This window comes from Frigoribacterium sp. CFBP 8751 (assembly GCF_014841545.1).
Lineage (GTDB): Bacteria > Actinomycetota > Actinomycetes > Actinomycetales > Microbacteriaceae > Frigoribacterium.
Map to the genome: position 1 here is coordinate 680062 of NZ_JACYUB010000001.1, position 23695 is coordinate 703756.

Annotated in this window: 21 protein-coding genes; 12 read left to right on the plus strand and 9 right to left on the minus strand. The window is 69.2% G+C overall.

The window, feature by feature from the left end; translation table 11 throughout:
• Nucleotides 1-114: 114 nt before the first annotated feature.
• From IFT88_RS03305 to IFT88_RS03320, 4 genes are all read right to left on the minus strand, one after another.
• Nucleotides 115-1497, minus strand: coding sequence for an N-acetylglucosamine-6-phosphate deacetylase (locus tag IFT88_RS03305; RefSeq protein ID WP_342212060.1), 1383 nt, complete (start codon nucleotides 1495-1497; stop codon nucleotides 115-117).
• Nucleotides 1494-1889, minus strand: coding sequence for a DUF2568 domain-containing protein (locus tag IFT88_RS03310; RefSeq protein ID WP_192118868.1), 396 nt, complete (start codon nucleotides 1887-1889; stop codon nucleotides 1494-1496). Before IFT88_RS03310 ends, IFT88_RS03305 begins: the two co-directional genes overlap by 4 nt.
• Nucleotides 1890-1923: 34 nt before the next feature.
• On the minus strand, nucleotides 1924-2754 hold the full coding sequence (gene purU / locus IFT88_RS03315; RefSeq protein ID WP_055977478.1) for a formyltetrahydrofolate deformylase: 831 nt from the start codon (nucleotides 2752-2754) through the stop codon (nucleotides 1924-1926).
• Between the two features lie 145 nt (nucleotides 2755-2899).
• Entirely contained in the window at nucleotides 2900-3316 is a 417-nt protein-coding gene (locus tag IFT88_RS03320; RefSeq protein WP_043596585.1) for a DUF1304 domain-containing protein, read from the minus strand.
• A gap of 120 nt (nucleotides 3317-3436) precedes the next feature.
• Here IFT88_RS03320 and IFT88_RS03325 point away from each other — a divergent pair, with 120 nt between their 5' ends.
• From IFT88_RS03325 to IFT88_RS03360, 8 genes are all read left to right on the plus strand, one after another.
• On the plus strand, nucleotides 3437-4465 hold the full coding sequence (locus IFT88_RS03325; protein WP_192118870.1) for a substrate-binding domain-containing protein: 1029 nt from the start codon (nucleotides 3437-3439) through the stop codon (nucleotides 4463-4465).
• Between the two features lie 198 nt (nucleotides 4466-4663).
• The gene (locus tag IFT88_RS03330; RefSeq protein ID WP_192118871.1) at nucleotides 4664-5935 is read left to right on the plus strand and encodes a hypothetical protein; all 1272 of its coding nucleotides are present in this window, start codon (nucleotides 4664-4666) and stop codon (nucleotides 5933-5935) included.
• A gap of 37 nt (nucleotides 5936-5972) precedes the next feature.
• Complete coding sequence (locus IFT88_RS03335; RefSeq protein WP_369794350.1) at nucleotides 5973-7274, plus strand: ABC transporter substrate-binding protein; 1302 nt, start codon at nucleotides 5973-5975, stop codon at nucleotides 7272-7274.
• Nucleotides 7275-7285: 11 nt separating this feature from the next.
• Complete coding sequence (locus tag IFT88_RS03340) at nucleotides 7286-8299, plus strand: carbohydrate ABC transporter permease (protein ID WP_056229575.1); 1014 nt, start codon at nucleotides 7286-7288, stop codon at nucleotides 8297-8299.
• A complete protein-coding gene (locus tag IFT88_RS03345) occupies nucleotides 8296-9207 on the plus strand; it encodes an ABC transporter permease subunit (RefSeq protein WP_192118873.1) in 912 nt (303 codons plus the stop codon). Before IFT88_RS03340 ends, IFT88_RS03345 begins: the two co-directional genes overlap by 4 nt.
• Before the next feature lie 181 nt (nucleotides 9208-9388).
• On the plus strand, nucleotides 9389-10444 hold the full coding sequence (locus IFT88_RS03350) for a glycoside hydrolase family 130 protein (protein ID WP_192118875.1): 1056 nt from the start codon (nucleotides 9389-9391) through the stop codon (nucleotides 10442-10444).
• A 70-nt stretch (nucleotides 10445-10514) separates the two neighbouring features.
• Nucleotides 10515-12611: a hypothetical protein gene (locus IFT88_RS03355; RefSeq protein WP_192118877.1), complete on the plus strand. Its 2097-nt coding sequence runs from the start codon at nucleotides 10515-10517 to the stop codon at nucleotides 12609-12611.
• Between the two features lie 115 nt (nucleotides 12612-12726).
• On the plus strand, nucleotides 12727-12972 hold the full coding sequence (locus IFT88_RS03360; protein WP_192119492.1) for a hypothetical protein: 246 nt from the start codon (nucleotides 12727-12729) through the stop codon (nucleotides 12970-12972).
• A gap of 75 nt (nucleotides 12973-13047) precedes the next feature.
• On the opposite strand, the gene IFT88_RS03365 is transcribed toward IFT88_RS03360, so the two are convergent.
• Nucleotides 13048-14022, minus strand: coding sequence for an XdhC family protein (locus IFT88_RS03365; RefSeq protein ID WP_056043310.1), 975 nt, complete (start codon nucleotides 14020-14022; stop codon nucleotides 13048-13050).
• Nucleotides 14023-14169: 147 nt separating this feature from the next.
• Between IFT88_RS03365 and IFT88_RS03370 the strand changes: the two genes are divergently transcribed.
• Nucleotides 14170-14862, plus strand: coding sequence for a nucleotidyltransferase family protein (locus tag IFT88_RS03370; protein ID WP_192118879.1), 693 nt, complete (start codon nucleotides 14170-14172; stop codon nucleotides 14860-14862).
• An 18-nt stretch (nucleotides 14863-14880) separates the two neighbouring features.
• Here IFT88_RS03370 and IFT88_RS03375 read toward each other — a convergent pair whose 3' ends face one another.
• Entirely contained in the window at nucleotides 14881-15852 is a 972-nt protein-coding gene (locus tag IFT88_RS03375; RefSeq protein WP_192118881.1) for a hypothetical protein, read from the minus strand.
• A gap of 286 nt (nucleotides 15853-16138) precedes the next feature.
• On the opposite strand from IFT88_RS03375, the gene IFT88_RS03380 reads away from it, so the two are divergent.
• Together IFT88_RS03380 and IFT88_RS03385 are read left to right on the plus strand one after the other, a co-directional pair.
• On the plus strand, nucleotides 16139-16657 hold the full coding sequence (locus tag IFT88_RS03380) for a DinB family protein (protein ID WP_192118883.1): 519 nt from the start codon (nucleotides 16139-16141) through the stop codon (nucleotides 16655-16657).
• A 533-nt stretch (nucleotides 16658-17190) separates the two neighbouring features.
• Nucleotides 17191-18294 carry a hypothetical protein gene (locus IFT88_RS03385; protein WP_199858871.1) on the plus strand — a complete coding sequence of 368 codons (1104 nt, stop codon included), beginning with the start codon at nucleotides 17191-17193 and terminating at the stop codon, nucleotides 18292-18294.
• 15 nt (nucleotides 18295-18309) lie between these two features.
• On the opposite strand, the gene IFT88_RS03390 is transcribed toward IFT88_RS03385, so the two are convergent.
• Genes IFT88_RS03390 through IFT88_RS03400 form a run of 3 tightly spaced genes read right to left on the minus strand, consistent with a single transcriptional unit; the run spans nucleotide 18310 to nucleotide 22082 of the window.
• On the minus strand, nucleotides 18310-19335 hold the full coding sequence (locus IFT88_RS03390; protein WP_192118885.1) for a hypothetical protein: 1026 nt from the start codon (nucleotides 19333-19335) through the stop codon (nucleotides 18310-18312).
• Between the two features lie 10 nt (nucleotides 19336-19345).
• The gene (locus IFT88_RS03395; RefSeq protein WP_192118886.1) at nucleotides 19346-20095 is read right to left on the minus strand and encodes a hypothetical protein; all 750 of its coding nucleotides are present in this window, start codon (nucleotides 20093-20095) and stop codon (nucleotides 19346-19348) included.
• Nucleotides 20088-22082: an AAA family ATPase gene (locus IFT88_RS03400; protein ID WP_192118888.1), complete on the minus strand. Its 1995-nt coding sequence runs from the start codon at nucleotides 22080-22082 to the stop codon at nucleotides 20088-20090. Before IFT88_RS03400 ends, IFT88_RS03395 begins: the two co-directional genes overlap by 8 nt.
• Before the next feature lie 771 nt (nucleotides 22083-22853).
• On the opposite strand from IFT88_RS03400, the gene IFT88_RS03405 reads away from it, so the two are divergent.
• On the plus strand, nucleotides 22854-23663 hold the full coding sequence (locus tag IFT88_RS03405) for a hypothetical protein (RefSeq protein ID WP_192118890.1): 810 nt from the start codon (nucleotides 22854-22856) through the stop codon (nucleotides 23661-23663).
• The last annotated feature ends 32 nt before the right edge of the window (nucleotides 23664-23695 follow it).

Here is a 23695-nt window from a genome sequence, read left to right on the forward strand (position 1 = left end):
GACTCACTGCACCGCGTTTCGTGCACGGCACCGCGACTAGTCGCGGTGTCGTGCACGAATCGCGGTGCAGTGTCGTCAGGGGCGGGGCGGGGCTGGGCGGGGCGGTGCCGGAGATCAGCCGACGGGCAGTTCGCGGCCGGCGGCCCAGACCCGGGCGACCGTCCAGTCGTCGTGCCACGCGACGGCGTCGGCGGCGTGCCCGGGGGCCAGCCGGCCGAGCGGCGGCCCGGCCGCGGCGGCCTGCGCCGCACCCTGCGCCGTGCGTGCGGCACCGGCCGGCGCGATGCCCAGCGCCGGGCCCTGCGCCGTGCGCGCGACGCCGGCCTGCGCGGCGGGCGTGCCCGCTCGCCTGCCCCCGGCGTCGACGCCGAGCACGTGGGCCGGCACGAGGGTCAGTGCCGCGACGGCGTCGACGGCCGAGAGCCCGGTCTGCAGGATCGCGATGCGCAGGGCGGCGTCCTGGGTGAGGGTCGAGCCCGCGATGGTCGACGTGCCCGTGAGCGTGGCGACGCCGTGCTCGACCGTCACCGCGAGTTCGCCGATGCGGTAGTCGCCGTCGGCGGCTCCGGCCGCGGCCATCGCGTCGGTGATGAGGGCGACCCGCCGGGGCGCCGAGCGCAGCACGAGGTCCGCCACGGCCGGGTGCACGTGCACGCCGTCGAGGATCAACTCGATCGTCACGCGTTCGTCGCCGACCGCCGCGACGAGCGGCCCCGGGTCGCGGTGGTGGATGCCGGCCATGGCGTTGAACGCGTGGGTCACGAGGCTCGAGCCCCGGTCGAACGCCGCGCGGGCGAGGTCGAAGTCGGCCTCGGTGTGCCCGACGGCGGCGACGACGCCCGAGCTGACGAGCCGGTCGATCGCGTCGAGCCCGCCGGGCAGCTCGGGGGCGAGGGTGACCTGACGGACGATGCCGTCGCCGGCCTCGAGCAGGCTCTCGACCGTGGCGGCGTCGGGTTCGAGCAGGAAGTGCGGGGCATGGGCTCCCCGGCGGTCGGGAGCCAGGAACGGCCCCTCGAGGTGTGCCCCGAGCACGAGCGGATCACGCCGCATCAGGTCACCGATCAGTCCGAGCGACCGGGACAGCACCGGCACCGGGTTCGCCACCAGGCTGATCAGCGAGCGCGTCGTCCCGTGTCGGCGGTGCAGCGCGAGACCGGCGTCGAGGTCGTCGGGCCCGCCGTCGAAGGCGTGCCCGCCGCCGCCGTGCGTGTGCAGGTCGATCAGCCCCGGGGTGAGCGTGGCGCCCGCGAGGTCGACCGTGACGTCCGCCGGGGGTGGGACCGCGCCTCCTGCGGTCGGGCCGTCGGGTGCACCCGACGTCGCCGAGGAGGCGCGGGTCGCGTCGACCCCGCTCGTCACCTCGGCCGCCGCGCGCGACCCCGGCACCGTGGTGCCGGTGGCGACGATCACGTCGCCGTCGACGAGCATCCAGAAGCCGGCGACCTCGCCGTCCGCGTCGACCTTGCGGGCGTCGGAGAACAGGGTGGTGGTCACCGGCGGGCCCCCCGGCGGTTCTCGCGACGGAAGGCCAGGACGCCCGTGACGCCGGCCAGGACGGCGAACGCCAGGGCGACGACCGGGTAGCCGAGCATGGCCCAGGCGGCGACCACGGCACCCATGATCGCGATCTCGACCAGGGCCTTGCCGACGGCGTCGGTCGGGATCGGGGCGCGCGGTGAGCGGAACAGGCCCCACACGACGATCGCGAACAGGGGCGCGCCGATCATGAACGCCAGCGACGGGAACGGGAACGGCCAGGCGAGGTAGCCCCAGAACCCGAGGCTCAGGAAGGCGAGGATCAGCGTGACGAAGCGCACCACGTCGAGCGCGCCGACCGGGCCGCCGCGGGCCGGGACGGGGGAGGGTACGGGGTCGGTCGGAGTCACGCGTCCAGCGTACGGCCGGTGTGCCCGCGCGGGGCTAGCGGAAGACGATGGTGCGGGCGCCGTCGAGCAGCACGCGGTCTTCCGCGAACCAGCGGACGGCCTGGGTCAGGGTGCGGCTCTCCTCGTCCTGGCCGATCGCCATCAGCTCGGGGGCGCTGCGGGTGTGGTCGACGCGGACGACGTTCTGCTCGATGATCGGCCCCTCGTCGAGGTCGCTCGTGACGAAGTGCGCCGTCGCGCCGATCAGCTTCACGCCGCGGGCGTGGGCCTGGCGGTACGGGTTCGCACCCTTGAACCCGGGCAGGAACGAGTGGTGGATGTTGATCGCCCGCCCCTCGAGCGCCGCGCAGAGCTCGGGGCTGAGGATCTGCATGTAGCGGGCGAGCACGACGAGCTCGACGTCGTACCGGTCGACGACCTGCAGCACGCGGGCCTCGAAGGCCGCCTTCGACTCGGGGTCGGTGACCGGGTGGTGCTCGAACCGCTTGCCGTAGAACTCGGCCAGCCCGGACAGGTCGTCGTGGTTCGCCAGGATCAGCGGCACCTCGATCGGCAGCTGCCCGGCGCGCTGCCGGAACAGCAGGTCGTTGACGCAGTGCGCCGCCTTGCTCGCCAACACGAGCGTGCGGGTCGGGCGCCCGACGACGTCGAGCTTCGCCTGCACGTCGTAGTGCGCGAGCACGGGCGCCAGTGCCGCCTCGAACGCGTCGCGCTCGCCGGGGGCCTCGACCTGCAGGCGCATGAAGAACGTGCCGGTGTCGTGGCTCGAGAACTGCGCCGACTCGGTGATGTTGCCGCCGGCCTGCACGACGGCGCCGCTGATGGCGTGGACGATGCCGGGCCGGTCCTGGCAGACGAGCGTCAGCGTCCAGTGGGTCGTCGGGGCGGCGGGGGCAGCGGCCCGAGCGGCGTCGGCAGCCGCGGCGTCGGGAGCGGAGGAGGCGCGGGTGGCGTCGGTCACGTCGGTCACCCGCCCAGGGTAGTGCGGCCGACGGGGCCGGACGGGCAGGTCAGGACGACGAGATCAGCAGCGTGACGAGGGCGACGAGCGGGAAGAACCCCTGCGTGACGGCAGCGCGCGTCTTCGTGCGGTCCGAGAGCAGCAGGACGAGCGCGGCGGCCAGCATCGACCCCGTGCCCGCGACCAGCAGGGCGGTGCCCGCGGCGGATGCCTCGAAGGCGCTGCCCGCGCCTCCTGCCCCTCCGGCGGCGATCAGCACGACGCCCACGATCGTGACGATCGCGAGGAACAGGTTGTAGAAGCCTTGGTTGTAGGCGAGCGGCTTCGTGTGCTCGGCCTGGACGTCGTCGGTGATGCCGAAGGTCGCGCGGACGCGGGGGGTGGTCCAGAGGAAGGACTCCATCACGAAGATGTAGAGGTGCAGCAGGGCGGCGAGCGAGGCCGCGACGAGCGAGACGATGAGCATGCCCCGACCCTAGGGCCGGGTGGGCCACGCGAGGGTGGCGGCTGCGGCGGGTCAGTAGCATCGTGGGGGCGCGGCGGGCGCACACGGGCATCGGCCCCGGCGAGGACGAGGAGGCGCGGCGTGGCAGAGCGGGTCACCATCGTCGAGGTCGCGGCCCGGGCCGGCGTCGCGATCAGTTCGGTCAGCAGCGCCCTCAACGGTCGCCCCGGCGTCTCGGAGCAGACCCGCGCGCGCATCCGCCAGGCCGCCGACGACCTCGGCTTCGTGCCGAGCGTCCGCGGGCGCAGCCTCAGCGCCAAGCGAGCGTTCACCATCGGGCTCGTGGTGCACCGCGACCCGTTCGTGCTCGAGTCCGACCCGTTCTTCGGCAGCTTCATCGGCGGGCTCGAATCGGTGCTCGACCCCCGCGGGTACGCGCTCATCCTGCAGATGGGGTCGGCCGCCGACGAGCCGCTCGACCGCTATCGCCGGCTCGCGGCCGGGCGCCGGGTCGACGGCGTCGTCCTGAACGAGCTGACGGTGGACGACCCGCGGGTCGACCTGGTCCGCGAGCTCGACCTGCCCGCCGTCGGGGTCAACCCGGCCGGAGACTTCCCCCTGCCCGCCGTGCGCCAGGACGACTCGGCCGGCATCGGCGAGCTCATCGACCACCTCGTGTCGCTCGGTCACCGGCGGTTCGCGCACGTCGCCGGGCCCGGCCGCTTCGTGCACTCGCGGCGTCGCGGAGCCGCGTGGCGGGACGCCGTCGTCGCGGCCGGGCGCGACCCGGGGGCCGTCGTCGAGGCCGACTTCACCTACGACGGGGGAGCCCGGGCCGCCGCTCGCCTGTTCGGCCCGGACGCACCGGTCGACGACCGCCCCACCGCCGTCTTCTGCGCCAACGACCTGGCCGCGATCGGGTTCATGACCGAGCTCGACCGGCTCGGGGTCCGCGTCCCCGACGACGTCAGCGTGGCCGGGTTCGACGGCATCGAGCTCGGGTCGTACGTGCGCCCCGGGCTGACCACGCTGACGACGGCTCCGCGGCTGATCGGGGCCGAGGCGGCGCGCCTCCTGCTCTCGTCGGTCGAGGGCGAGACCGTCACCGACGCCGAGATCGAGCCCGCCCGGCTGCTGGTCCGCGCGTCGACGGGCCCCGCCGCCCGCTGACCCCGGGCCAGGCGCGGGGATCGCACCGCCGACCGACCGTCGCACCGTGGAAGTGCGCGGTGCGACGTCCAGTCGGCGGTGCGACAGGAGGGTGAGGCCGCAAGGGGTTCCGGTCGGGCCGTCACCGTGCTAGCTTCTCGATCTACCGAAACGTTTCGGTAGACGAGCGAGACCGCACACGACGACGTGGGAGCCCCGATGACGACGACAGCCGACGCGGCCAGCGCCCAGGCGACGAGCAGCGCCGCCGACGCGACGACCGCCGACACCGCGCCCGACGCCGGCGCGGCCGACGCGGCCGGCGCCGCCTCGAAGCCGTACCTCGTCCCGCTGACCCGGGAGCGCCTCCGGACGGTCCTCGACGAGGCCCTCGTCCACCGCAACGAGCTGACCGGTGCCCTCTCGCAGCTGACCTTCTCGAGCCCCGCCGCCTACGAGCCGGCCCGGCCCGACTGGGCGGTCGGCCCCTTCGCCGTCGACCCGGCGTTCACCTTCACGCTCGACGGCCAGTGGCCCGACCCCGACGGGCTCGGCTGGACGAGCGAGTCGCTCTACAACCCCAGCCTGATCGAGCACGACGGCACCCTGCACCTCTTCTACCGGGCCTCGCCCCGCAAGGAGAGCCTCGGCAGCCGCATCGGCCACGCCACCCTCGCCCTCACCCCCGACGGCGAACCCGCACCCGGCGCCACATGGGTCGACGACCCGGCCAACCCGGTCGTCCGTCCCACCCTCGACGACGAACTGCTCGGCACCGAGGACCCCAAGGTCTACCGCGCCGAGGGGCGTTTCTGGCTCTTCTACAACGGCGTCTTCCCGATCACCGAGGAGGCGCGGGTCGCGCACCCGAGCCCCGGGTACCCCGTCCAGGCGGTCGGCATCGACATCCTGGTCGCCGTCAGTGACGACCTCGTGACCTGGCAGAAGCTCGGGCCGATCGCGGACCACGAGCAGACGCGCCTGTGGGCCAAGGGCGCCGTGATCCCGCGCGACGAGCACGGGAACGCCGTCCGCCTCGGCGGCAGCGGCAACGGCAACGGCAACGGCCGCCGCGACGACGGGGACTACCTCATGTTCGTCAGCGAGGGCTTCGACGGCGTGCTGCACGTCGGCCGCTCGGACGACCTGCGCCACTGGACCTTCGAGCCCGTGCCGTACCTCGACCTGACGGGCGTCGGCGGCCACCTGCACGAGGTCGCCGCCGCGATCGTCACCGGCGACGGCCGACTCGTGCTGGACGTCTTCCACGACGTCGACGGCGTCTTCGCGGCGAGCCAGGCGCTCTACGACGTCGATCGTCCGGTCGACCAACTCGCCCTGACGCCCGGCGGCTCCCTCAGCTGGGGCGGCCTGCAGAAGATCGGCGGCCGCTGGACCTTCGCCCAGGGCTGGGACGCCCCCGCCGGCCACCGCGAGCTCTCCTTCTACCGCGCCGACCCGCACACCCCCGCACCTCACACGACCCCCTAGTCACACCCGCAGCACCACCCCACCCAAGGAGAACACCGTGCAACGACGCACACGCTTCACCCGCCGCGCCACCCTCGGCGCGACCGTCCTGGTCGCCGCCCTCGGCCTGACCGCCTGCTCCGGCGGCGGCGGCGCCTCGAGCGACGCCCTCACCGCCAAGGGCCCCATCACGATCTGGTACTCGAACAACGAGCAGGAGGTCACCTGGGGCAAGGCCATGGTCGAGGCCTGGAACGCCGACCACCCCGACGAGCAGGTCAAGGGTCAGGAGATCCCCGCCGGCAAGTCGAGCGAAGAGGTCATCGGTGCCGCCATCACGGCCGGCAACGCCCCCTGCCTCGTCTACAACACGGCCCCCAGCGCGGTCGGGCAGTTCCAGAAGCAGGGCGGCCTGGTCGACCTGTCGAGCTTCGACGACGGCGCGAGCTACATCGAGGAGCGCAGCGGCGACCTGGCGAAGCAGTACCAGGACGCCGACGGCAAGTACTACCAGCTGCCCTGGAAGTCGAACCCGGTGATGATCTTCTACAACAAGGACCTCTTCACGAAGGCCGGCCTCGACGCCGAGAACCCCGACCTGTCGACCTACGACGACTTCCTCGCGACGTCGAAGACCCTGGTCGACGCCGGCGTCTCGAAGTACGCCATCCACCCGGCGCCGACGAGCGAGTTCTTCCAGTCGCAGTTCGACTTCATGCCGCTCTACGCGGCCGAGACGGGCGGCACCGGCCTGGTCGAGGACGGCAAGGCGACCTTCGCCGACACCGCCGGCGAGGACGTCGCGACCTTCTGGCGCTCGCTCTACGAGCAGGGGCTGGCCGGCCAGGAGCAGTACACGGGCGACTCGTTCGCCGACGGCGAGGCCGCGATGTCGATCGTCGGGCCGTGGGCCGTGTCGGTCTACGAGGACGTCAACTGGGGTGCCGTGCCCGTCCCGACCAAGGACGGCACGAGCGCCGACGAGACCTACACGTTCAGCGACGCGAAGAACGTCGGCATGTACACGGCCTGTGAGAACCAGGGCACCGCATGGGACTTCCTGAAGTTCTCCACCAGCAGCGACCAGGACCGCGCCCTGCTCGAGACCACGGGCCAGATGCCGATCCGCACCGACCTGGCCTCGACCTACTCCGACTACTTCGACGCGAACCCCTCGTACGCGCTCTTCGGCGACCAGGCGGCCCGGACCGTCGAGGTGCCGGCCGGCCCGAACACCGTCGCCGAACTGCAGGCCTTCCGCGACGCGTGGTCGAGCAGCGTGATCTTCGGCAAGGGTGACGTCGACTCGTCGCTGAAGGACGCCGCGGACAAGATCGACGAGCTCGCGGCGCAGGGCTGATCGTGTCTACCGTGCACGAGGCGGCGGCAGCGTCGCCGACCGCCGGACGAGCCGAGGAGGCGCACCGCGCCTCCTCGGGGGGTCCCGGCTCCGGGCACCGGGCGGGTCGTCGCCGCGACGACGACCCGCGCGGGCGTCGGCGGGGCGGCCCGCTCGGCAAGCACCCGCTCGGCCTGCTGTTCAGCGCGCCCTACCTGGTGTTCGTGCTGGCGGTGTTCGCGTACCCGTTGGTCTACGCGGTCTACATCGCGTTCCACGACTACTTCTTCACGGCGCCCGGTGCCGTCGTCGCGCGGCCCTTCGTCGGCCTCGACAACTTCGTCACCGCGTTCACCGACCCGGCGGTGATCCGCTCGTTCGGCAACGTCGGCGTCTTCCTGGTGATCAACGTGCCGCTGACCGTCGTGCTGAGCATGGTGCTCGCCACGGCGCTCGACAAGGTCGCGCACTTCCGGGGGTTCCTGCGGGTGGCGTTCTACGTGCCGTACCTGACGGCGAGCGTCGCCGTCGTCGCGGTCTGGCTGTTCCTCTTCAACGGCGACGGTCTCGTGAACAACGTGCTCGGACCGCTGGCCCCGACGCCCTCGTGGCTGATCAACTCGGCGTGGGCCATGCCCTCGATCGCGCTGTTCGTCACCTGGAAGCAGCTCGGGTTCTACATCCTGCTGTACCTCGCGGCGCTGCAGAACGTGCCGAAGGAGCTGTACGAGGCGGCCTCGAGCGACGGCGCCGGCCCGATCCGGTCGTTCTTCACCGTCACCGTGCCGGGCGTGCGGCCGGCCACCGTGCTCGTGCTGCTCGTCTCGACCGTCACGGGGGCGAACCTCTTCACCGAGCCGTACCTGTTGACCGGGGGAGGCGGGCCGAACGGTGCGTCGACCTCGCCCGTGCTGCTGATGTACCAGAAGGGCATCGAGCAGGGGAACCCCGACCAGGCCGCCGCGATCGGCGTCGTGCTCGTGATCCTCGTGCTGGTCATCGCCCTGCTGCAGAACCGGTTCGCCGGCGGAAAGGACGAACGATGACGACCGCCGACGAACGCGCCTCGACCCCCGAGGCGAGCCCCGCCCGCACCCCGCGGGTGGTGAAGAAGCCGCCTCTGACCCGGGCCCAGACCACGCTGCGCGGCGTCGTACTGGCGATCGGCGCCCTGGCGTTCCTCTTCCCGTTCTACTACATGGTGATCGGCTCGCTGCAGACCAAGCCCGACCCGACCGTGGCCGGGGCGTTCCCGCACCCGTCGAACCTGACGGTCGAGAACTACGCCGCGATCGACAGCCGCATCGGGCTGCTGAGCGGCCTGCTCAACTCGGGCATCTTCACGATCGGCGTACTCGCCTGCACCCTCGTGTTCGGGGTGCTGGTCGGCTACGCGCTGGCCGTGCTGCAGTGGCGCGGTCGCGGGGTCACCTTCGCGCTGGCGCTGCTCGTGCAGGTGGTGCCCTTCCAGCTGCTGATCATCCCGCTGTACGTGCTCATCGCGCGCAACTACGGGCTGAGCGACAACTACCTGGGCATGATCCTGCCGTTCGCGATCAACTCGACGGCGGTGATCATCTTCCGGCAGTACTTCCTGCAGCTGCCGAAGGAGCTCTTCGAGGCCGCGCGCATCGACGGCACCGGCGAATTCCGGCTGCTGTGGAACATCGCGTTGCCGCTCGTGCGCCCGGCGCTGGTCACGGCCCTGCTGCTGACCTTCATCGGTCCGTGGAACGAGTTCCTCTGGCCGTTCCTCATCACCAAGGAGGCGTCGATGCAGCCGCTCGCCGTGTCGCTGGCGAACTACATCAGCAACGTGGCGGCGACCGCGGCGAACCCGTTCGGCGCGACCCTCGCGGGCGCCGTCGTGCTGGCCGCTCCGGTCGTGCTGCTGTTCATCGTGTTCCAGCGCTACTTCATCTCGACCGACGTCGGCTCGAGCGTGAAGGGCTGACCGACCGCCTCCCGACCCGAGGAGGCGCGGTGCGCGACCGGCGCGCCCCGCGCCTCCTCGGCTCCCCACCCCCAGACCGGGTCGTCGTGCCGACGGCCCCCACCGCAGGAGGCGCGGTGCGATCCCCCCTCGCATCGCGCCTCCGTCGCCTCTCGCCTCTCGCCTCTCGAAAGGGCCTCCCATGGCTGACTTCCCGTACCGACTGACCCGCCTGGGCGTCGTGATGACCCCCGACCCCGACTCGCCCGACGAGGCCGAAGGGGTGCTCAACCCCGGCTCAGGTCGCGGGCCGGACGGCGAGCTCTACCTGCTGCCGCGGCTCGTGGCCACGGGCAACGTGTCGCGGGTCGGCCTGGCCCGGGTGGTCGTCGAGGACGGCGTGCCCGTGGGCGTGACCCGCGAGGGCGTCGTGCTCGCGCCCGACCGCGGGTGGGAACGCGGCGCGACCCACGCCGGCGTCGAGGACCCGCGCGTCACCTGGATCGAGGAGCTCGGGCTGCACGTGATGACCTACGTCGCCTACGGGCCGCTCGGGCCGCGCACCGCCGTCGCCGTGAGCGACGACCTGCGCGACTGGCGCCGACTCGGCCCCGCGACCTTCGAGTACGTCGACGAGCTCGACACCGACCTCGGGCTGTTCCACAACAAGGACAACGTGTTCTTCCCGTCGCCGGTCACCGCGCCGGACGGCGTGCGCAGCTTCGCCGTCCTGCACCGACCGATGTGGCACATCGGGGCGACGGTTCCGGGCGAGGGCAGCCCGCTGCCGGCCGGCGTCACCGACGGGCGGCACTCGATCTGGATCAGCTACGTGCCGGTCGAGGCGGTCGCCGCCGACCCGCGGGCGTTGGCGCGGTGGGGGCAGCACCGATTCGTCGCCGGCCCCGAGTTCCCGTTCGAGGAGCTGAAGATCGGCGGCGGCCCGCCCCCGCTGCGCGTCGACGAGGGCTGGCTGCTGCTGCACCACGGCGTCACGGGCGTGATCGACGACGCGTTCGCCCAGCAGCAGAACGTCAACTACGCGGCGGGCGGGATGATCCTCGACGCCGACGACCCGTCCCGCGTGGTCACCCGGTCGGAGGTGCCGCTGCTCGAGGCCGAGACCGCCGACGAACGCGACGGCATCGTGCCGAACGTGGTGTTCCCGACCGCGATCGAGGAGGTCGACGGCGTCCCGTACGTGTTCTACGGCATGGCCGACTCGAAGATCGGCGTCGCCCGCCTCGACCGGGCCTGAGCTCCACCAGAGATCGACGTCGAGCACGGCCCGACGACAGCAGACCACGACAAGAAGGAGGCGGTCGACGATGATCGCACGCAACTCACGATGGACGGGCGCAGCGCTCGCCGCGGCCCTGGCGACCGTGCTGGGGGTGACGGGGGCGCTGCCGGCTGCCGCCGCGCCTCCTGCTCCGGCGTCCGCGCCGCCCGGGTCGGCCGCTCCGACCGCGCCGGCGGCCGCACCGGCCGTGGCGCCGCTGACGAACCTGGCGCATCTGGACTTCCTGCTCGACCGGACGACGCCCGCGCCCGAGGCCGGCCACTCGACCTACCGTCAGAGCACGGAGCCGACGCTCACCCTGCCGTGGACCTACGCCGACGCCCGCGACGGCGGCACCTTCGCCCGGGTGGGCGGTGGACCGCTCGACCCCGCGACCGGGTACTGGGGGCAGGGCGCCTACAACAGCGACGACGTCTCGCGGACGGCCGTCGTCTACCTGCGCGACTGGCAGCAGACCGGCTCGGAGTCGAGCCGGGACAAGGCCTACGAGTTGCTGCGCGCGACCGCGTACTTCCAGACGACCACCGGTGAGGATGCCGGCAACGTCGTCCTCTGGATGCAGCCCGACGGCACCTTCAACCGGAGCCCGGTGCCGGTCGAGCTGCCCGACCCGTCCGACAGCGGCAACAGCTACTGGCTCGCCCGCAGCATCTGGGCGTTCGGCGAGGGGTACGCCGCGTTCGCGGACGACGACCCCGAGTTCGCCGCGTTCCTCCAGCAGCGGCTGCAGCTCGGCGTGACGGCGCTGAACCGCGAGACGCTCGCCCGCTACGGGCAGTACGACGTGGCCGACGGGGCCAAGGTGCCCGCGTGGCTGATCGGCTCCGGCGCCGACGCGTCGGCCGAGGCCGTGCTCGGGCTGAGCGCCTACTCGGCCGTCGTGCCGGGTGACGCGGCCTCGCGCACCGCGCTGACGCAGCTCGCCGAGGGGGTCGCCGCGATGTCGTCCGGCGACGGGCAGACCTGGCCGTACGGAGCCGTGCTGCCCTGGGCGAAGTCCCGGGCGATGTGGCACGCCTGGTCGTCGCAGATGCCCGTCGCCCTGGCCCGAGCGTCGACCACGCTCGCCCGACCCGACCTGCTGAAGCCGGCCGTGCTCGACCAGACCTCGTTCACGACGACGCTGCTCACCGCGAGCGGGCCCGACAACGCCTGGTACCCGACGCCCGTCGACCAGACGCAGATCGCCTACGGGGCCGACTCGAGGCTGCAGTCGGCGCTCGCCGTGGCCGGCGCCGGTGCGGGTGCGCCGGGCCTGAAGCGGATCGCGGCCGTCGCCGCGAGCTGGTACTTCGGCACGAACCGCTCGGGCACCCCCGTGTACGACCCGGCCACCGGAGTGACCTTCGACGGCGTACAGGCCGACGGCACGGTGAACCGCAACAGCGGTGCCGAGAGCACGATCCACGGCCTGCTGTCGATGATCGCCCTCGACGGTGCTCCCGACGTCTCGGCCGAGGCGCAGGGGCTGACGAGCGTCACGTCGCGTGACGGCCTGACGGTGGTCGAGGCCGAGACGGCGTCGCCCACGACGGGCACGGTCGTCACGCCCGACTCGGCGTGGACGGGCGAGTCGCAGTACGGCGGAGGCTCGGCGCTGCGGCTCGAGCCCGGGCAGAGCGCGACGATCACGGTGCCCGCGGGCTCCGGGTTGCGGCACGTCGAGCCGGTGCTGCTCGCCGCCGAGGGAGTGCGGTCGACGTCGGTCTGGAAGGCGGGACGCGTGCCGCTCGGGACGCTGACGACGCAGGCCGGAGCGCAGGGCGTGACCGCCGCCTCCGGGGCGTTGCTGCCCCAGACGCTGCCGGTGCCGATCGGTGCCGGAGCGACGACGATCACCGTGACCGCCGGCCGGAACGCGACCGTGGTCGACGGCCTGATCGTGCGGCCGCTCGTCCAGCGGCTCGTGCTCGCCGGGACGGCGGCCGACGGTCGCCCGACGACGACCGAGCTGCTGTCGTCGACCTCGCGGCTGCCGCTGCCGGCGTCGGTCGGCGTGCGCGGCACCCGGTCGTCGGTGTCGTCGTACGACGCGCAGGGCCGCCTCGTGCAGCAGCGCGACGTGCAGGGCCGCAGCCTCGTGCTGGTCAAGCCCGGCGGCTTCGCCGTCCTCACCCGGTAGGGCGGCCTCGAGACCCCAGGAACCCGCTCAGACCCCACGCCGCGCGCGAGGGTCTCGGCAGGTTCCTGGGGTCTCGTGCGCCGGGACCCGAGGAGGCGCGGGTACGGTCGAGCGCATGAGCGACGACACGCAGACCCCCGGTCCCGGCGACGCCGGCCGCGACACGAGCCCGGGGCACGAGGTCGACCACGACCCGACCGGCATGACCGACGACGAGAAGCGGCACGACCAGCTCACCCGTGCCCCGAAGTCGGACGAGTCGGACGCCGCTCCGCGCATCACGACCGAGGACCGCGGCGACGGCGTCACCCGCATCGACGTCGCCGACACCCCCAAGGTCCGCCCGGGCGGGGCCGGCTGACGCCGACGCACCAGGGGCTCGCCGAGACCCACCTGCGCGCGCGGGCGCTTCGGCGGAACCCTGGGGGTCCGCGCCTCAGCTGATCAGGTGGATGCTGCCGTCACGGTCGCGCAGCGGAGCCCGCGAGGCGCCCGACCGCACGGCGAGCACCTCGGCCAGGATCGACACGGCCGTCTCCTCGGGCGTGCTCGCCCCGAGGTCGAGCCCGATGGGGGAGTGCAGTCGGCCGAGCGCCGCCGGCCCGACTCCGCGATCGGCCAGGGCGGAGACGCGTCGGTCGTGCGTGACCCGTGATCCCATGGCCCCGACGTACGCCGCCGGGGACGCCAGCGCCGCCTCGACCAGGTCGGCGTCGAACCGCTCGTCGTGCGACAGCACCGCGATCACGGTGCGCTCGTCGACCCCGGTGCGCGCCAAGTAGTTCGGCGGCCACTCGACGACGACCTCGTCGGCCGACGGGAAACGCTCGCGGGTCAGGAAGACCGGACGCGGGTCGCACACCGTCACGCGGTAGCCCAGCACCGCCCCGGCGTTGCACAGGGCGACGGCGAACTCGACCGCCCCGAAGACGAGGAGGCGCGGCGGCGGCACCGAGCGCTCGCTGAAGACCCGCAGACCCTCGCAGTCGTCGACGGTCGGCACGACCTCGCCGGTGCGGACCGGGCCGAGCACGACATGCGCCGACGCCTCACGCCCGGCGGCGGCATCGCGGAGGGCGGCGATCGTCTCGGCGTCGTCCGGGGTGACGAGCCGGGCGAGCACCTCGATGCGCCCGCCGCAGCTGAGCCCGACCTCGAACGCCGTCTCGTCGCTGAACCCGAACGTCTCGAGCTGCGGCGTGCCGTCGTCGAGCACCTGCGTGCAGATCTCGTAGACCGCGCCCTCGACGCAGCCGCCCGAGATGCTGCCGATCACGGTGCCGTCGACGGTGACGGCCATCGACGTGCCGACCGTCCGGGGTGCACTGCCCACGACCGACACGGCCGTCGCGACGGCGAGGCGCTCGCCGGCGTCGAGTCGCGCCAGCAGGCGGTCGGCGATCTCGAACACGGGGCTCCTCGGGTGCGACGGGCGAGCGGGTGGTCTCTGGTGGTGCCAGGTCTCGATGGTGTCACGGCCTCGGCCCCGCGACCTACCGCGACGTCGGACGTCGCCGGCCGGCGCGAGGTGCTCTCCGGGGCTGGCTAGCCTGACACCATGCCCGGTGACGACTCCTCGACGCCCGTCGGCCTGCTGCTCGCGGCCGGCGCCGGGACGCGCATGGGCCGTCCCAAGGCGCTCGTGGTCGACGAGCGCGGGCCGTGGCTGACCCGCGCCGTGACGACGCTGCTCGACGGGGGCTGTGGCAGCGTCGTCGTCGTGCTCGGGGCGGGCGCGACCGAGGCGCGAGCGCTGCTGGCGGCCGACCCGCGCCTCCTGACGGTCGAGACACCGGTGCCGGGCGGGGCGACGGACGCGCCGCACGCCGACCCGCGCCTCCCGCCGGTCGACGGTCGGGCGAGGGTGGCGGTCGTCGTCGCGGACGACTGGGCCGACGGCCTCGCGACGTCACTGCGCGTCGGGCTGGAGGCGCTCGCCGCCCTCGACCCCGAGGAGGCGCGGCTCGCCCTCATCACGCTGGTGGACTACCCGGGTCTGCCGCCGTCCGCGGTGGCGCGGCTGCTGTCGTCCCCGGCCGCCGACGTGCCCCTGGGCCCGGCTGCGCTGCGGCAGTCCGTCTTCCACGGACGCCCGGGTCACCCCGTCGTGGTCGGTCGGTCCCACTGGTCGGCCCTCGCGGCGTCCCTCACCGGGGATCGCGGGGCGGGCCCCTACCTCAGGGCGCACGCCGCCGAGCCGGTCGACTGCTCCGACCTCTGGGACGGCGCCGACGTCGACGCGCCCGCCTGACCCGGCTGCACCGGGGGATCAGTTGCATTTCCCGCTGCCACTGAAGCACGGGGTGTAGTTCGCGGGCAGGGGTTCCTGACGGGGGGTGGGGGACTCCCACCGGTCCCCGGGGACGGGTGCGCCGACGGCACCGATCACGACCAGCCCGGCGACGACGACGGCCGCCACGACGACACCTCGATGCCCGGCGGTGATCGCGGCGAACAGCGTCACGACGAGGCACGCGAGGCAGGCGACGAGGGTCCGGAGCCAGCTGTCCGCGGCCTCCTGGCTGACAATCACGGGGGTGCCGAAGAGGCTGAACTCGGCCGAGAACCACTGCCCGGCCAGCGAGAGCGTGAGCAGGACGCCCGCCGCGAGGGCGAGCGCCTCGACGATCACGGCGACGCGGTGCACGAGGTGACGGGGCGGGCGGGGCGCCCGGTCCGCCCGGGCCGCGGGGGCGTCGACGGGGACGTCGACGGGTGCGTGCTCGGCCGGATGTGATCCGTCGTGCGCCGAGGTGTCGCGGCCGCCCCGACCCGATCGTGCGGCGAGGACGACGAACGACGCCAGGCCGACGGTCGCGACGAACGGCAGGCTGACGAAGACGACGGTGGGCAACGTGTACAGGGAGAAGCCCGCCCGGAGGCCCGACGTGACGCCCGACCCGACGGTGAGCTCGACGCCGGCCCGGGCCACGGCCGCCGCGGCGACGTAGAGCCAGGCCCGGCGTGACGCCCGCGCCTCGGACCACCGCCACGCGACGAGGACGACGAGGACGGCCCACACCACGAACGGCACGAGCGCGGTCTGCGCGAGCGCGCCCGGCAACTCGAGCAGCGACGCGACCACCCGCCCGGCCGAGGCCGTCAGGCCGACGAGCGCCGCGCCGGCGACGAACAGGGCCGCGGTGGTGCCGACGACCCACGCCACCTCGCGGCGGTCGACCCGCCGTCGCAGGCTCGCCGCCGCCCCCGCGAGCCGGCCCTCGTGCTGAGTGTTCGTCATGGGTCGACGGTAGCGGCGGGTCGCGGGGCCGACGTCATCCCGGAGGCGGATGTCGGCCGGGCGACGCCGGTAGCCCGAGCCCCCGTCCCGCCCCGTCCCGCCCTGTCCCGGCGCTCCCGCCGCGCCTCGCCCCGCCATGAACCCGGTTTCGAACCGTGCACCCGGTAGCAACCGGGTGCACGGTTCGAAACCGGGTTCCTCGCGTGGTCGCGGTTGGCGCCGGGGGCACCGACGTCGGCAGGATCTCGATGGCGGGTGCCGGGTCGCGCGTCCTAGCGTCGGTCCCATGCCGATCACGCCCGACACGAAGAACTGGACCTGGGTGCTCGAACGCCCCTGCGACGACTGCGGCTTCGACCCCGCCGAGGTCGCGTTCCGCGACGTGCCGCGCCTCGTCCGCGAGAACGCCGCCGCCTGGCCCGCCGAGCTCGCCCGGCCCGACGCCCGCACCCGGCCCGACGACGCCACGTGGTCGCCGCTCGAGTACGGGGCGCACGTGCGCGACGTGTTCCAGGTCTTCGACACGCGCCTCCGGCTGATGCTCGCCGAGGACGCGCCGACCTTCGCGAACTGGGACCAGGACGCCACCGCGCTCGACGACGACTACGCGTCCCAGCAACCTGCGGTGGTGGCCGACGAACTCGTGGCCGCCGCGGCCGTCGTCGCCGACGCGTTCGAGGCGGTGCCCGACGACCGGCTCGGTCGCACCGGCCTCCGCAGCGACGGCTCGGCCTTCACGGTCGACTCGCTCGCGCGCTACTTCGTGCACGACCCCGTGCACCACCTCCACGACGTCCGCCGCTGACCAGCCCACCGCTCGCTCGACGTCGTCCGGCGCCCGCCCCTACGCGGTTGCACCGCCGACTGAACGTCGCACTACGCATTTCGACAACGCGATTTCCAGATAAAGGTGTGGGGTTAACGGTTGCTCAGGAGTGCCCGATGCTGGATGTTTCCGCGGGAGTGGTGCTCGTTGGCGGCGGGTGATCTCCGGCAGCTGCAGTCGAGATCCTGGCCCGAGATCGGCCCACCGTAGTCTTGCCTATCTCGTTCAAAGGAAGAGTCAGCCCATCTAGGTAGGCTAAGCAAGCTCAGACCCAACAACGGATGGACCTACAAGCGATGCCGAGCCTGCTCGTGTCAGATGTGTCTGACGAACTAGGCCCGCTCGTCGCGCCGCCATTGGCTACCTTTGATGACTGGACCGGGGGCCGAAGCGTGGCCGCAATCGGTACGAACGCGGGTTCGAGTCTCATCCCGTTTCAGAGTTGGAAGCGGTTTAAGGAAGCGTTTGCCCCGGAGCTAGTGCGCGAAGCTGTCACGCAGAGTCGCATCCCGGTGAAGCGTCTCTTCGATCCCTTCGGTGGCTCCGGTACTTCGGCGCTCGCAGCGCAGTTCTTGGGTGTTCACCCAGTTACTGTCGAGGTCAATCCTTACTTAGCTGACCTGATTGCTGCCAAGCTCACGACCTACGAGGCCTCAGAGTTAGTCCGTCGCCTAGATGCCCTACTGGTTCGGGCCAGGCAGCATTCCTCGTCGGCGGCACGTTTACTTCCAGCCACGTTCGTGGAACCCGGTGTGAAAGGTCGGTATCTTTTCGCAGCAGAGGTGGCAGGCGAGGTCAATGCTTTGAACAGCGCTATCTCTGAGGTTGGCGATGTCGCGGTGGCTCGGTTCTTTCGAGTCGCGCTCAGCGGGGTGTTGCTCGACTTCTGCAATGCACGTGTGAACGGAAAAGGTAGGCGATACCGAGGGAACTGGCAAAAACTGAAATACACCGCGGAGGGACTTCGTGGCGCTTTTGTTGACCACTCGAAACTCATGATCCGTGAGGTTGCAACATTGGGTCGACGCGCGCATCTGGATTTCGATTTGCGTGTGGGAGACAGTCGTGAGGTCGATCTAAGCGGGGTGGAGGCGGACTTAGTGGTGTTCTCGCCGCCGTACCCGAACTCCTTCGACTACACCGACGTCTACAACATCGAGTTGTGGATGCTGGGATATCTTCGGGACTGGGTCGACAATGGTGACTTGCGTACAAGCACTCTGGCTTCCCACGTTCAGATTTCTCGGGAATTCGCGTCGGCTCCCGCTGGGTCACCTACGCTCAATTCGACTATTGGCCTCATGCGCGGTAAACGCGACGAACTGTGGAATTCGAAGCTGCCCGAAATGGTAGCCGGGTACTTTGCAGATCTGTGGGATGTCGTATCGCGGTCAAACGATCAACTAGCCAGCGGGGGCCAGATCTGGATGGTAGTTGGGGATAGCCGGTACTCGACGGTCGACATTCGTGTCGCCGATATTCTGGTAGAGCTCGCTCCCAATCTCGGACTGACCGCTGCAGAGGTGAGGCCATTCCGATCGATGCGGGCCTCGCCACAGCAAGGTGGTCGGGCCGAGCTTCTCGAGACGCTGATTGTTCTCCAAAAACCGGATTGAGTCCACCCAAACTCGTTAGATTACTGGCTCAAGAAAGCAGCGATAAGGAGAGCCCATATCCGCCCGCGCCAGCAGGTCTGCGGGGTAAGGAGGGTCGGAAAACTGAAAATGCAGCCCATCTTCCCGAGAAATAGCGGTCTGCGAGGCAGTCAAGCCTAACCGACGCGCATCGAAAACATATAAGTACCCCATTACGGGTATCTCCGATGTCGTTCCGTCGCGCAGGTCAAGATAGTCAGCTAGTTGCTTCAACCCGTCGAGTGCGCGCTTCTCCGGGTGAGTGCTGGTGAATTTGGAGCGATCGGTGGGGCCTGACGCGCCAAGCCACTTAATTTCAATGATCGCCGCTCTGCGGGAGTCCCACCAAGTCACCTCTATATCTACAGGCCGGGTTTCGCTTTGGTTCTGCTCGGGCCGGACTGTTGCGCCCTCGAGCGCATACTGGAGAGCGAGAATCAGGGAGCGGCGCATGAGGTGCTCAGGCTTTGGTGCGAAAGCGAGACGCTCATCGTCCCGCCAAGAGCTTACGAGGTGTGCACACTGAAGCGGAATGCGGTTCAGCTTCGTGTATCGGTCTAGCGCCTCTTCGAGGTTTGAGAACGTAGGTGTCCCCATCGCGCATGGCCATGGGCTGTCGTTGACGTTCCACTCGGACCCGTCTATCTCCACAACTTCACGATCGTGGTGGATGTATCGGTAAATGATGGTCGGGCTAGTGCTTGAGACGGGGGCATTGAGGCTGTCCCATACTCGATGGCTTCCAGCACCCATGATTGCCACAGTGATCGCGCTTAGAGCTTTGCCTTCAAGCATGTCGAAACGTCGATGCTCCGCCCCACCCGTCACAGACAGTGGAACGCTGACGTCGACACTTGTGACGATTTCTACGCCTGTAGTCAGCATCTCGTACGGCACATGGCTAAGTAGAGTTCGCGCAGTGTCCAGAACTCTTACGACTGCCTCGAGGCCCAAGTCGCCGTGCGCGCTGTAGGCGGCGACTTGGTAGCTTCCAGCGCCGATGAGGCGAAACGCGCTCGCCATGTCTAGCTCCTTAGGCATTCTCCACCGCCTCGCCGGTCGCCTCCTCCGCAGTCGCCCTCATGACGGACTGCAGGTAGCTCACGTACATCGACGCGGGCAGGATCAGGTTTACGTCCGTCTTGCCGATGGCTTGTGAAAGCGCCTCAAACTCGTCGTACAGTCGGGCCGTGGACGACTCAGTGAGCAATTGCCGCGAGCTATTGAGATGAGTGGCGGCCGCAAGCTGTGGCTCGTTCGCGAGTGAGTTCACCACGGCGGCTGACGACGTGAAGACTGCGGCTGAAGTAGAAGCGTCCAAGAATTGAAGCCGACGGCTAAGCAGGCTCAGGGTAGAAAAGAACCCCAACTCACGCTCACCCTCGGGCGTCAGCTCAAATTCGGCAAGATTTGTGACGTCAGTCGATTTGCTTGTCTTCAAATAGTCCGTCTCGACTAGCCTGTCGATCGCCCCATCGAGCGTCGGACTGTAAGGCAGCGTTGGGGGCACTGCGCTGAAAGAGTATCCCCATTCGTTAGCCGGCTGGCCGCTGTAGATCGACATAAGACACGCCAAATACGCGAATGTGTGAATGTCGATCCGCGCAGGGAAATTATGCTGGGCGAGCCGGGAAATCAAGAATAGCGCGTCGAAGATCGCGGCGATGTCGGACTCCGGGTCTGCAGGGGAGAGCGTCGCTTCAATACCTTCGTCACTGAAGGCAAGCTCATCAGCATCTAGCGATTGGGTCTCGGGGTCGGGCACCCCTGCGTCGCTAGCCATGCGTCAGGCTACCCGTCGTGAGAGCAGCGTCGACCGCATCGAACGCGCGCTCGAAGAGCTTTTCCTCGCGGACCTGCACATCTGACAACGATGTCCAGTCGGTCATCCGCGCTAGCTGCATTCCTTCGTGACCGCAACGCTCGGCCAGTCGCAAGAGGAGTTGAGAGGTATTGACATTTGCGGTCATTACAATCTGATCACTACCCGAGGCGAATGTAGCGAACATGTCGCCCGCTCGTGCTTCGTAGGCAATGTCGAGCGCGCCCTCGGGAGTGTCTATCAGTAGGCAACTGCCTCCCCCGGTCATGTGTTGCGCGAGACTCATCCGAAGGGCAATGTCCAGAAAGAAGCGCTGGCTCTCGGATAGCTGCTCGGAACGCCTCCGGTGGGAACTGTCCACTGACAACACGAGATGCGCCGTGCCGCTGATGCCTTCTCCGATCACGAGCGAAACTTCCAGAGGGAGCCCGATGAAGTCTTCCGCGATGGCCCTGAATCGCGGCACGAATTCCATCTCCGCGTCCGCCCAGGCATTCTTGAGCGCGGACTGGATGGGCTGATATTCGGCGATGATTTCCTTGCGACGCTGCAGGTGTTCCTCTTTCCTGCCAAGCGCCACCTCTACGGCTCCTTGGAGCTGTAATGCATGCGCTTGAAGCCCCTCGGTATCGGGGTGACTCGCAGCGGTAGTTAGTGTAAATCCATGGCTTTCATCCAAGCCACTCATCTTCGCAATGGCCGACGCCAGGGCTTGCTGGCTCCCTCGCAACTCAGTATCGAGCCTTTTGGCGGTCGCTGCAGCAGCCTTTGATCGCCTACTCAGGTCCGCCAACTGTCTATCGAGATTCGCTAGCTCGTCGCGACTAATCTCGCTGCGCGGGGACGCTTTGGAGGTGACCTCTGCGTCGCACATCGGACAGATTCCGGCCTCGATTGCTGCCTGTACCCGTGACGGAATTGCCGCGTGTTCTGCTCCGCATACTGCACAAACCTTTTCCGCAAGAAGTTTTGCAATGAGCGCGTGTGGGTGCCCCGAAGTGGCGCGGTTGCCCCGCATGTGACCCGCAAATGCACGTTCGTATGCGTCACGTGTGCGCATGAGGTTTGCGCTCGCTTCGGCGAGTTCGAGACGAGCGTCGGCAAGCTCTGTACGGACCGCGTCCCGTGCCGCTGTGAGGCGATCTCGTTCGCTCTGTAATTCTCCGTACATCGCCAGCGCTGCGGCGTCGATGGAATGTTCGGGAGAAAGCTGCGCAAGGACTTGCTTCAGTTCATTTCGGGCCAGGGTTGCTTGATACTGCGCGTTCCGGGCTCCTGAGCCTTCGACAGACTCCGCTTTGCGTAGCTCGTCCACTCGCCGTGCCATAGAGGGGTCGAGCCCAAACGCTAGGTAAAGGACAAGCTCCGTGGCCCGCGCATTCCAGAACAGGAGGTGCCGGTTCTCGTCGAAGGAGAAGACGAAGTGCTGCAAGAAGACGAACTGAGCATACGTTTGCAGGCCCGTGTCTTGCACGATGCGATCTTCGTACGCCTTTTGTCGCTCCTCGGCGCCTTGCGTTGGATCGTCGATAACTGAGGTCTGCGATGACGCGCTCGTTATGGAGAACTCATCTAGTTCGAAAGGGCGGAAGAATCGGCGACGGATATGGTAGGTCGATTCGCCGATCGAAAAGGTCAAACTGACACTGGCAACGTCGCGATCAAGTTCGCGGATGCGACCGGAAAAGTAGGCGTCTCCGTACGCCGCCGCGTCGCGATAGTAGCGAGGAAGCTGGTCGATCTTGGGTTTGGTAGGCGTTACTCCGCCTGTGAGTGCGTAATTAATAGCGGCAATGAACGTGGACTTCCCAAGCCCGTTCGCGCCGGCGAGGCAGAACACGTTCCGATCGATGTCGACGGTCCCCGTGGGTCGTAGGCGGTACAGACTGAATGACTCAAAGGAGACAGCATCAAGCTTGGGTAGACGTATCCGTCGGTCGTGGCTCACTTTGTCTCCTTCGTCAGTACTCAGACGAGTGCCAGCCTATTGCTCTGGCGTGCGTCAATGGTCGCCGCGTTCCCTAAAGCTAGGCGGTAAACGCGGCGTCGATTGATCGGGGTGATCATATCGATCCGAAGACTTTGCATCCGCTCCCTGGGGGCATCGACGGCGACCGGTTATAGCGATCGCCGATCGCAGCACGCCGCTCTGTCTGCGCACAGACCCGTCAGCAGTTGTCCGGATGGCGGGGCGCTATCCCGGCAGAGTTTGTATCGTCAAGAGCTAGACCTCGTGATGGTGCTCGAAGGGATCGAGTACGCCGTGGTTTTGGCGTCTGAAGTCAGCGATGGTCGGCGCATCGAACTGGACCTCCTACGCGCGGCACTCGTTGTTAGTGCTAGGAGTGTGTGCTTGAACGACGCGGATGCCAGGTCTGGCGCACATTACATGTGCGACTGCTGCCTAGCCGTCTGCCCTGATGTACATCGGGGATAGAGGCCAGCGTCCACCCTGCTCCTGCGTAGAGCGGAACGGCGTCTGGCGTGCATGCCATCCCGTCGTCCGCCCACCGTGCCGAAACCGTTCTTGACCGGTCATCGATAGCCTGATGGCGTGAGAGAGAACAAGCGGCCTCTTTGCCATTGGCGTCGGGGGCTCGCCGTCGGAGCGTCGTGTGTTGTCAGCGCCGCGGCAGGCGCCTATGGAGCGCTGACCCTCGCGACCGCGCAGCTTGAGAACTGGGGCCCGTGGCTTCGACAATTCGCAATGAGTCCGGGCATGGCCGCTTTCGCCGCGCTCGCCGCAGCTCTGATCGCCTTCCTCGGTCTCCGCAAACAGGTGCAGGTATCGCAGTCCACGCTCGACCATCAACGGCAAGATGCCAAGCAGTTGGCCTGGTGGAGGACGTTCGAGTGGGCCTCAAGTCGCGCCCTACCGTCCGGTGAACGCGACATACCGTTGCCACACTCGGTCACTATAAGGACCTTGGAGAGGTTGGTTAATGAGGCAACAACCAAGGTTCAAGAGGCTGCTTGCTCGGGCGTAATTGATGTGTTGTCTGCGCAGGTACTGCCCGTTGTAGATGAAGACGTCAACGAGTCGGCAACCGAAGCTCGCCGCGATTCTTCGGCAGCAGTTGAAGCACTGGTGTCCTACGTCGAAGCGAGCGGGGGTACTGCCGCCGCGTCAGCAAGGGCCGAGGCAGCGGTTTATGAGCCGCGGGTCGCGGCTGCGATGTACGAGGGGAAGGTGTTGGCAGCGCTTTCTGCCCTGAGCGCGGACATTCGTGTCTTTCGGGAACCGCCAATCAGCAATTCCCGCACGGACGCAGTCGCGGAGGTATCTGGTCGGCCAGTAGCAGTTGAGATATCGTTCGCACGTACTCCAATGGTCGTTCGTGCTCGGGCGCGAAGCGCCGCTCAGCAACGTAGGGAAATCGGGGCTATCCCTCTCGTGTTGGTGTCCCGATTCGAGTCCCCTTTCTCCGCGGAGGAAGAAACTGAGCTTCGCCTTGTCGTCGCGCGGTGGAACTTGCCGGCAGACAATGGAAAACTTCTTGACGCCCTCCGCCGCGCTAGCGACCTGTGAGAAACAGCTGACCGACCGTCGTGCACGTTGAG

What these genes read in the sequence shown, in the direction of transcription:
- IFT88_RS03375 (WP_192118881.1), bottom strand. Translation starts at nt 15,852, where the DNA reads ATGACGAACACTCAGCACGAGGGCCGGCTCGCGGGGGCGGCGGCGAGC.
- IFT88_RS03405 (WP_192118890.1), top strand. Translation starts at nt 22,854, where the DNA reads ATGGCCGCTTTCGCCGCGCTCGCCGCAGCTCTGATCGCCTTCCTCGGT.
- IFT88_RS03360 (WP_192119492.1), top strand. Translation starts at nt 12,727, where the DNA reads ATGAGCGACGACACGCAGACCCCCGGTCCCGGCGACGCCGGCCGCGAC.
- IFT88_RS03345 (WP_192118873.1), top strand. Translation starts at nt 8,296, where the DNA reads ATGACGACCGCCGACGAACGCGCCTCGACCCCCGAGGCGAGCCCCGCC.
- IFT88_RS03370 (WP_192118879.1), top strand. Translation starts at nt 14,170, where the DNA reads ATGCCCGGTGACGACTCCTCGACGCCCGTCGGCCTGCTGCTCGCGGCC.
- IFT88_RS03330 (WP_192118871.1), top strand. Translation starts at nt 4,664, where the DNA reads ATGACGACGACAGCCGACGCGGCCAGCGCCCAGGCGACGAGCAGCGCC.
- IFT88_RS03380 (WP_192118883.1), top strand. Translation starts at nt 16,139, where the DNA reads ATGCCGATCACGCCCGACACGAAGAACTGGACCTGGGTGCTCGAACGC.
- IFT88_RS03390 (WP_192118885.1), bottom strand. Translation starts at nt 19,335, where the DNA reads ATGGCGAGCGCGTTTCGCCTCATCGGCGCTGGAAGCTACCAAGTCGCC.
- IFT88_RS03320 (WP_043596585.1), bottom strand. Translation starts at nt 3,316, where the DNA reads ATGCTCATCGTCTCGCTCGTCGCGGCCTCGCTCGCCGCCCTGCTGCAC.
- IFT88_RS03395 (WP_192118886.1), bottom strand. Translation starts at nt 20,095, where the DNA reads ATGGCTAGCGACGCAGGGGTGCCCGACCCCGAGACCCAATCGCTAGAT.
- IFT88_RS03350 (WP_192118875.1), top strand. Translation starts at nt 9,389, where the DNA reads ATGGCTGACTTCCCGTACCGACTGACCCGCCTGGGCGTCGTGATGACC.
- IFT88_RS03355 (WP_192118877.1), top strand. Translation starts at nt 10,515, where the DNA reads ATGATCGCACGCAACTCACGATGGACGGGCGCAGCGCTCGCCGCGGCC.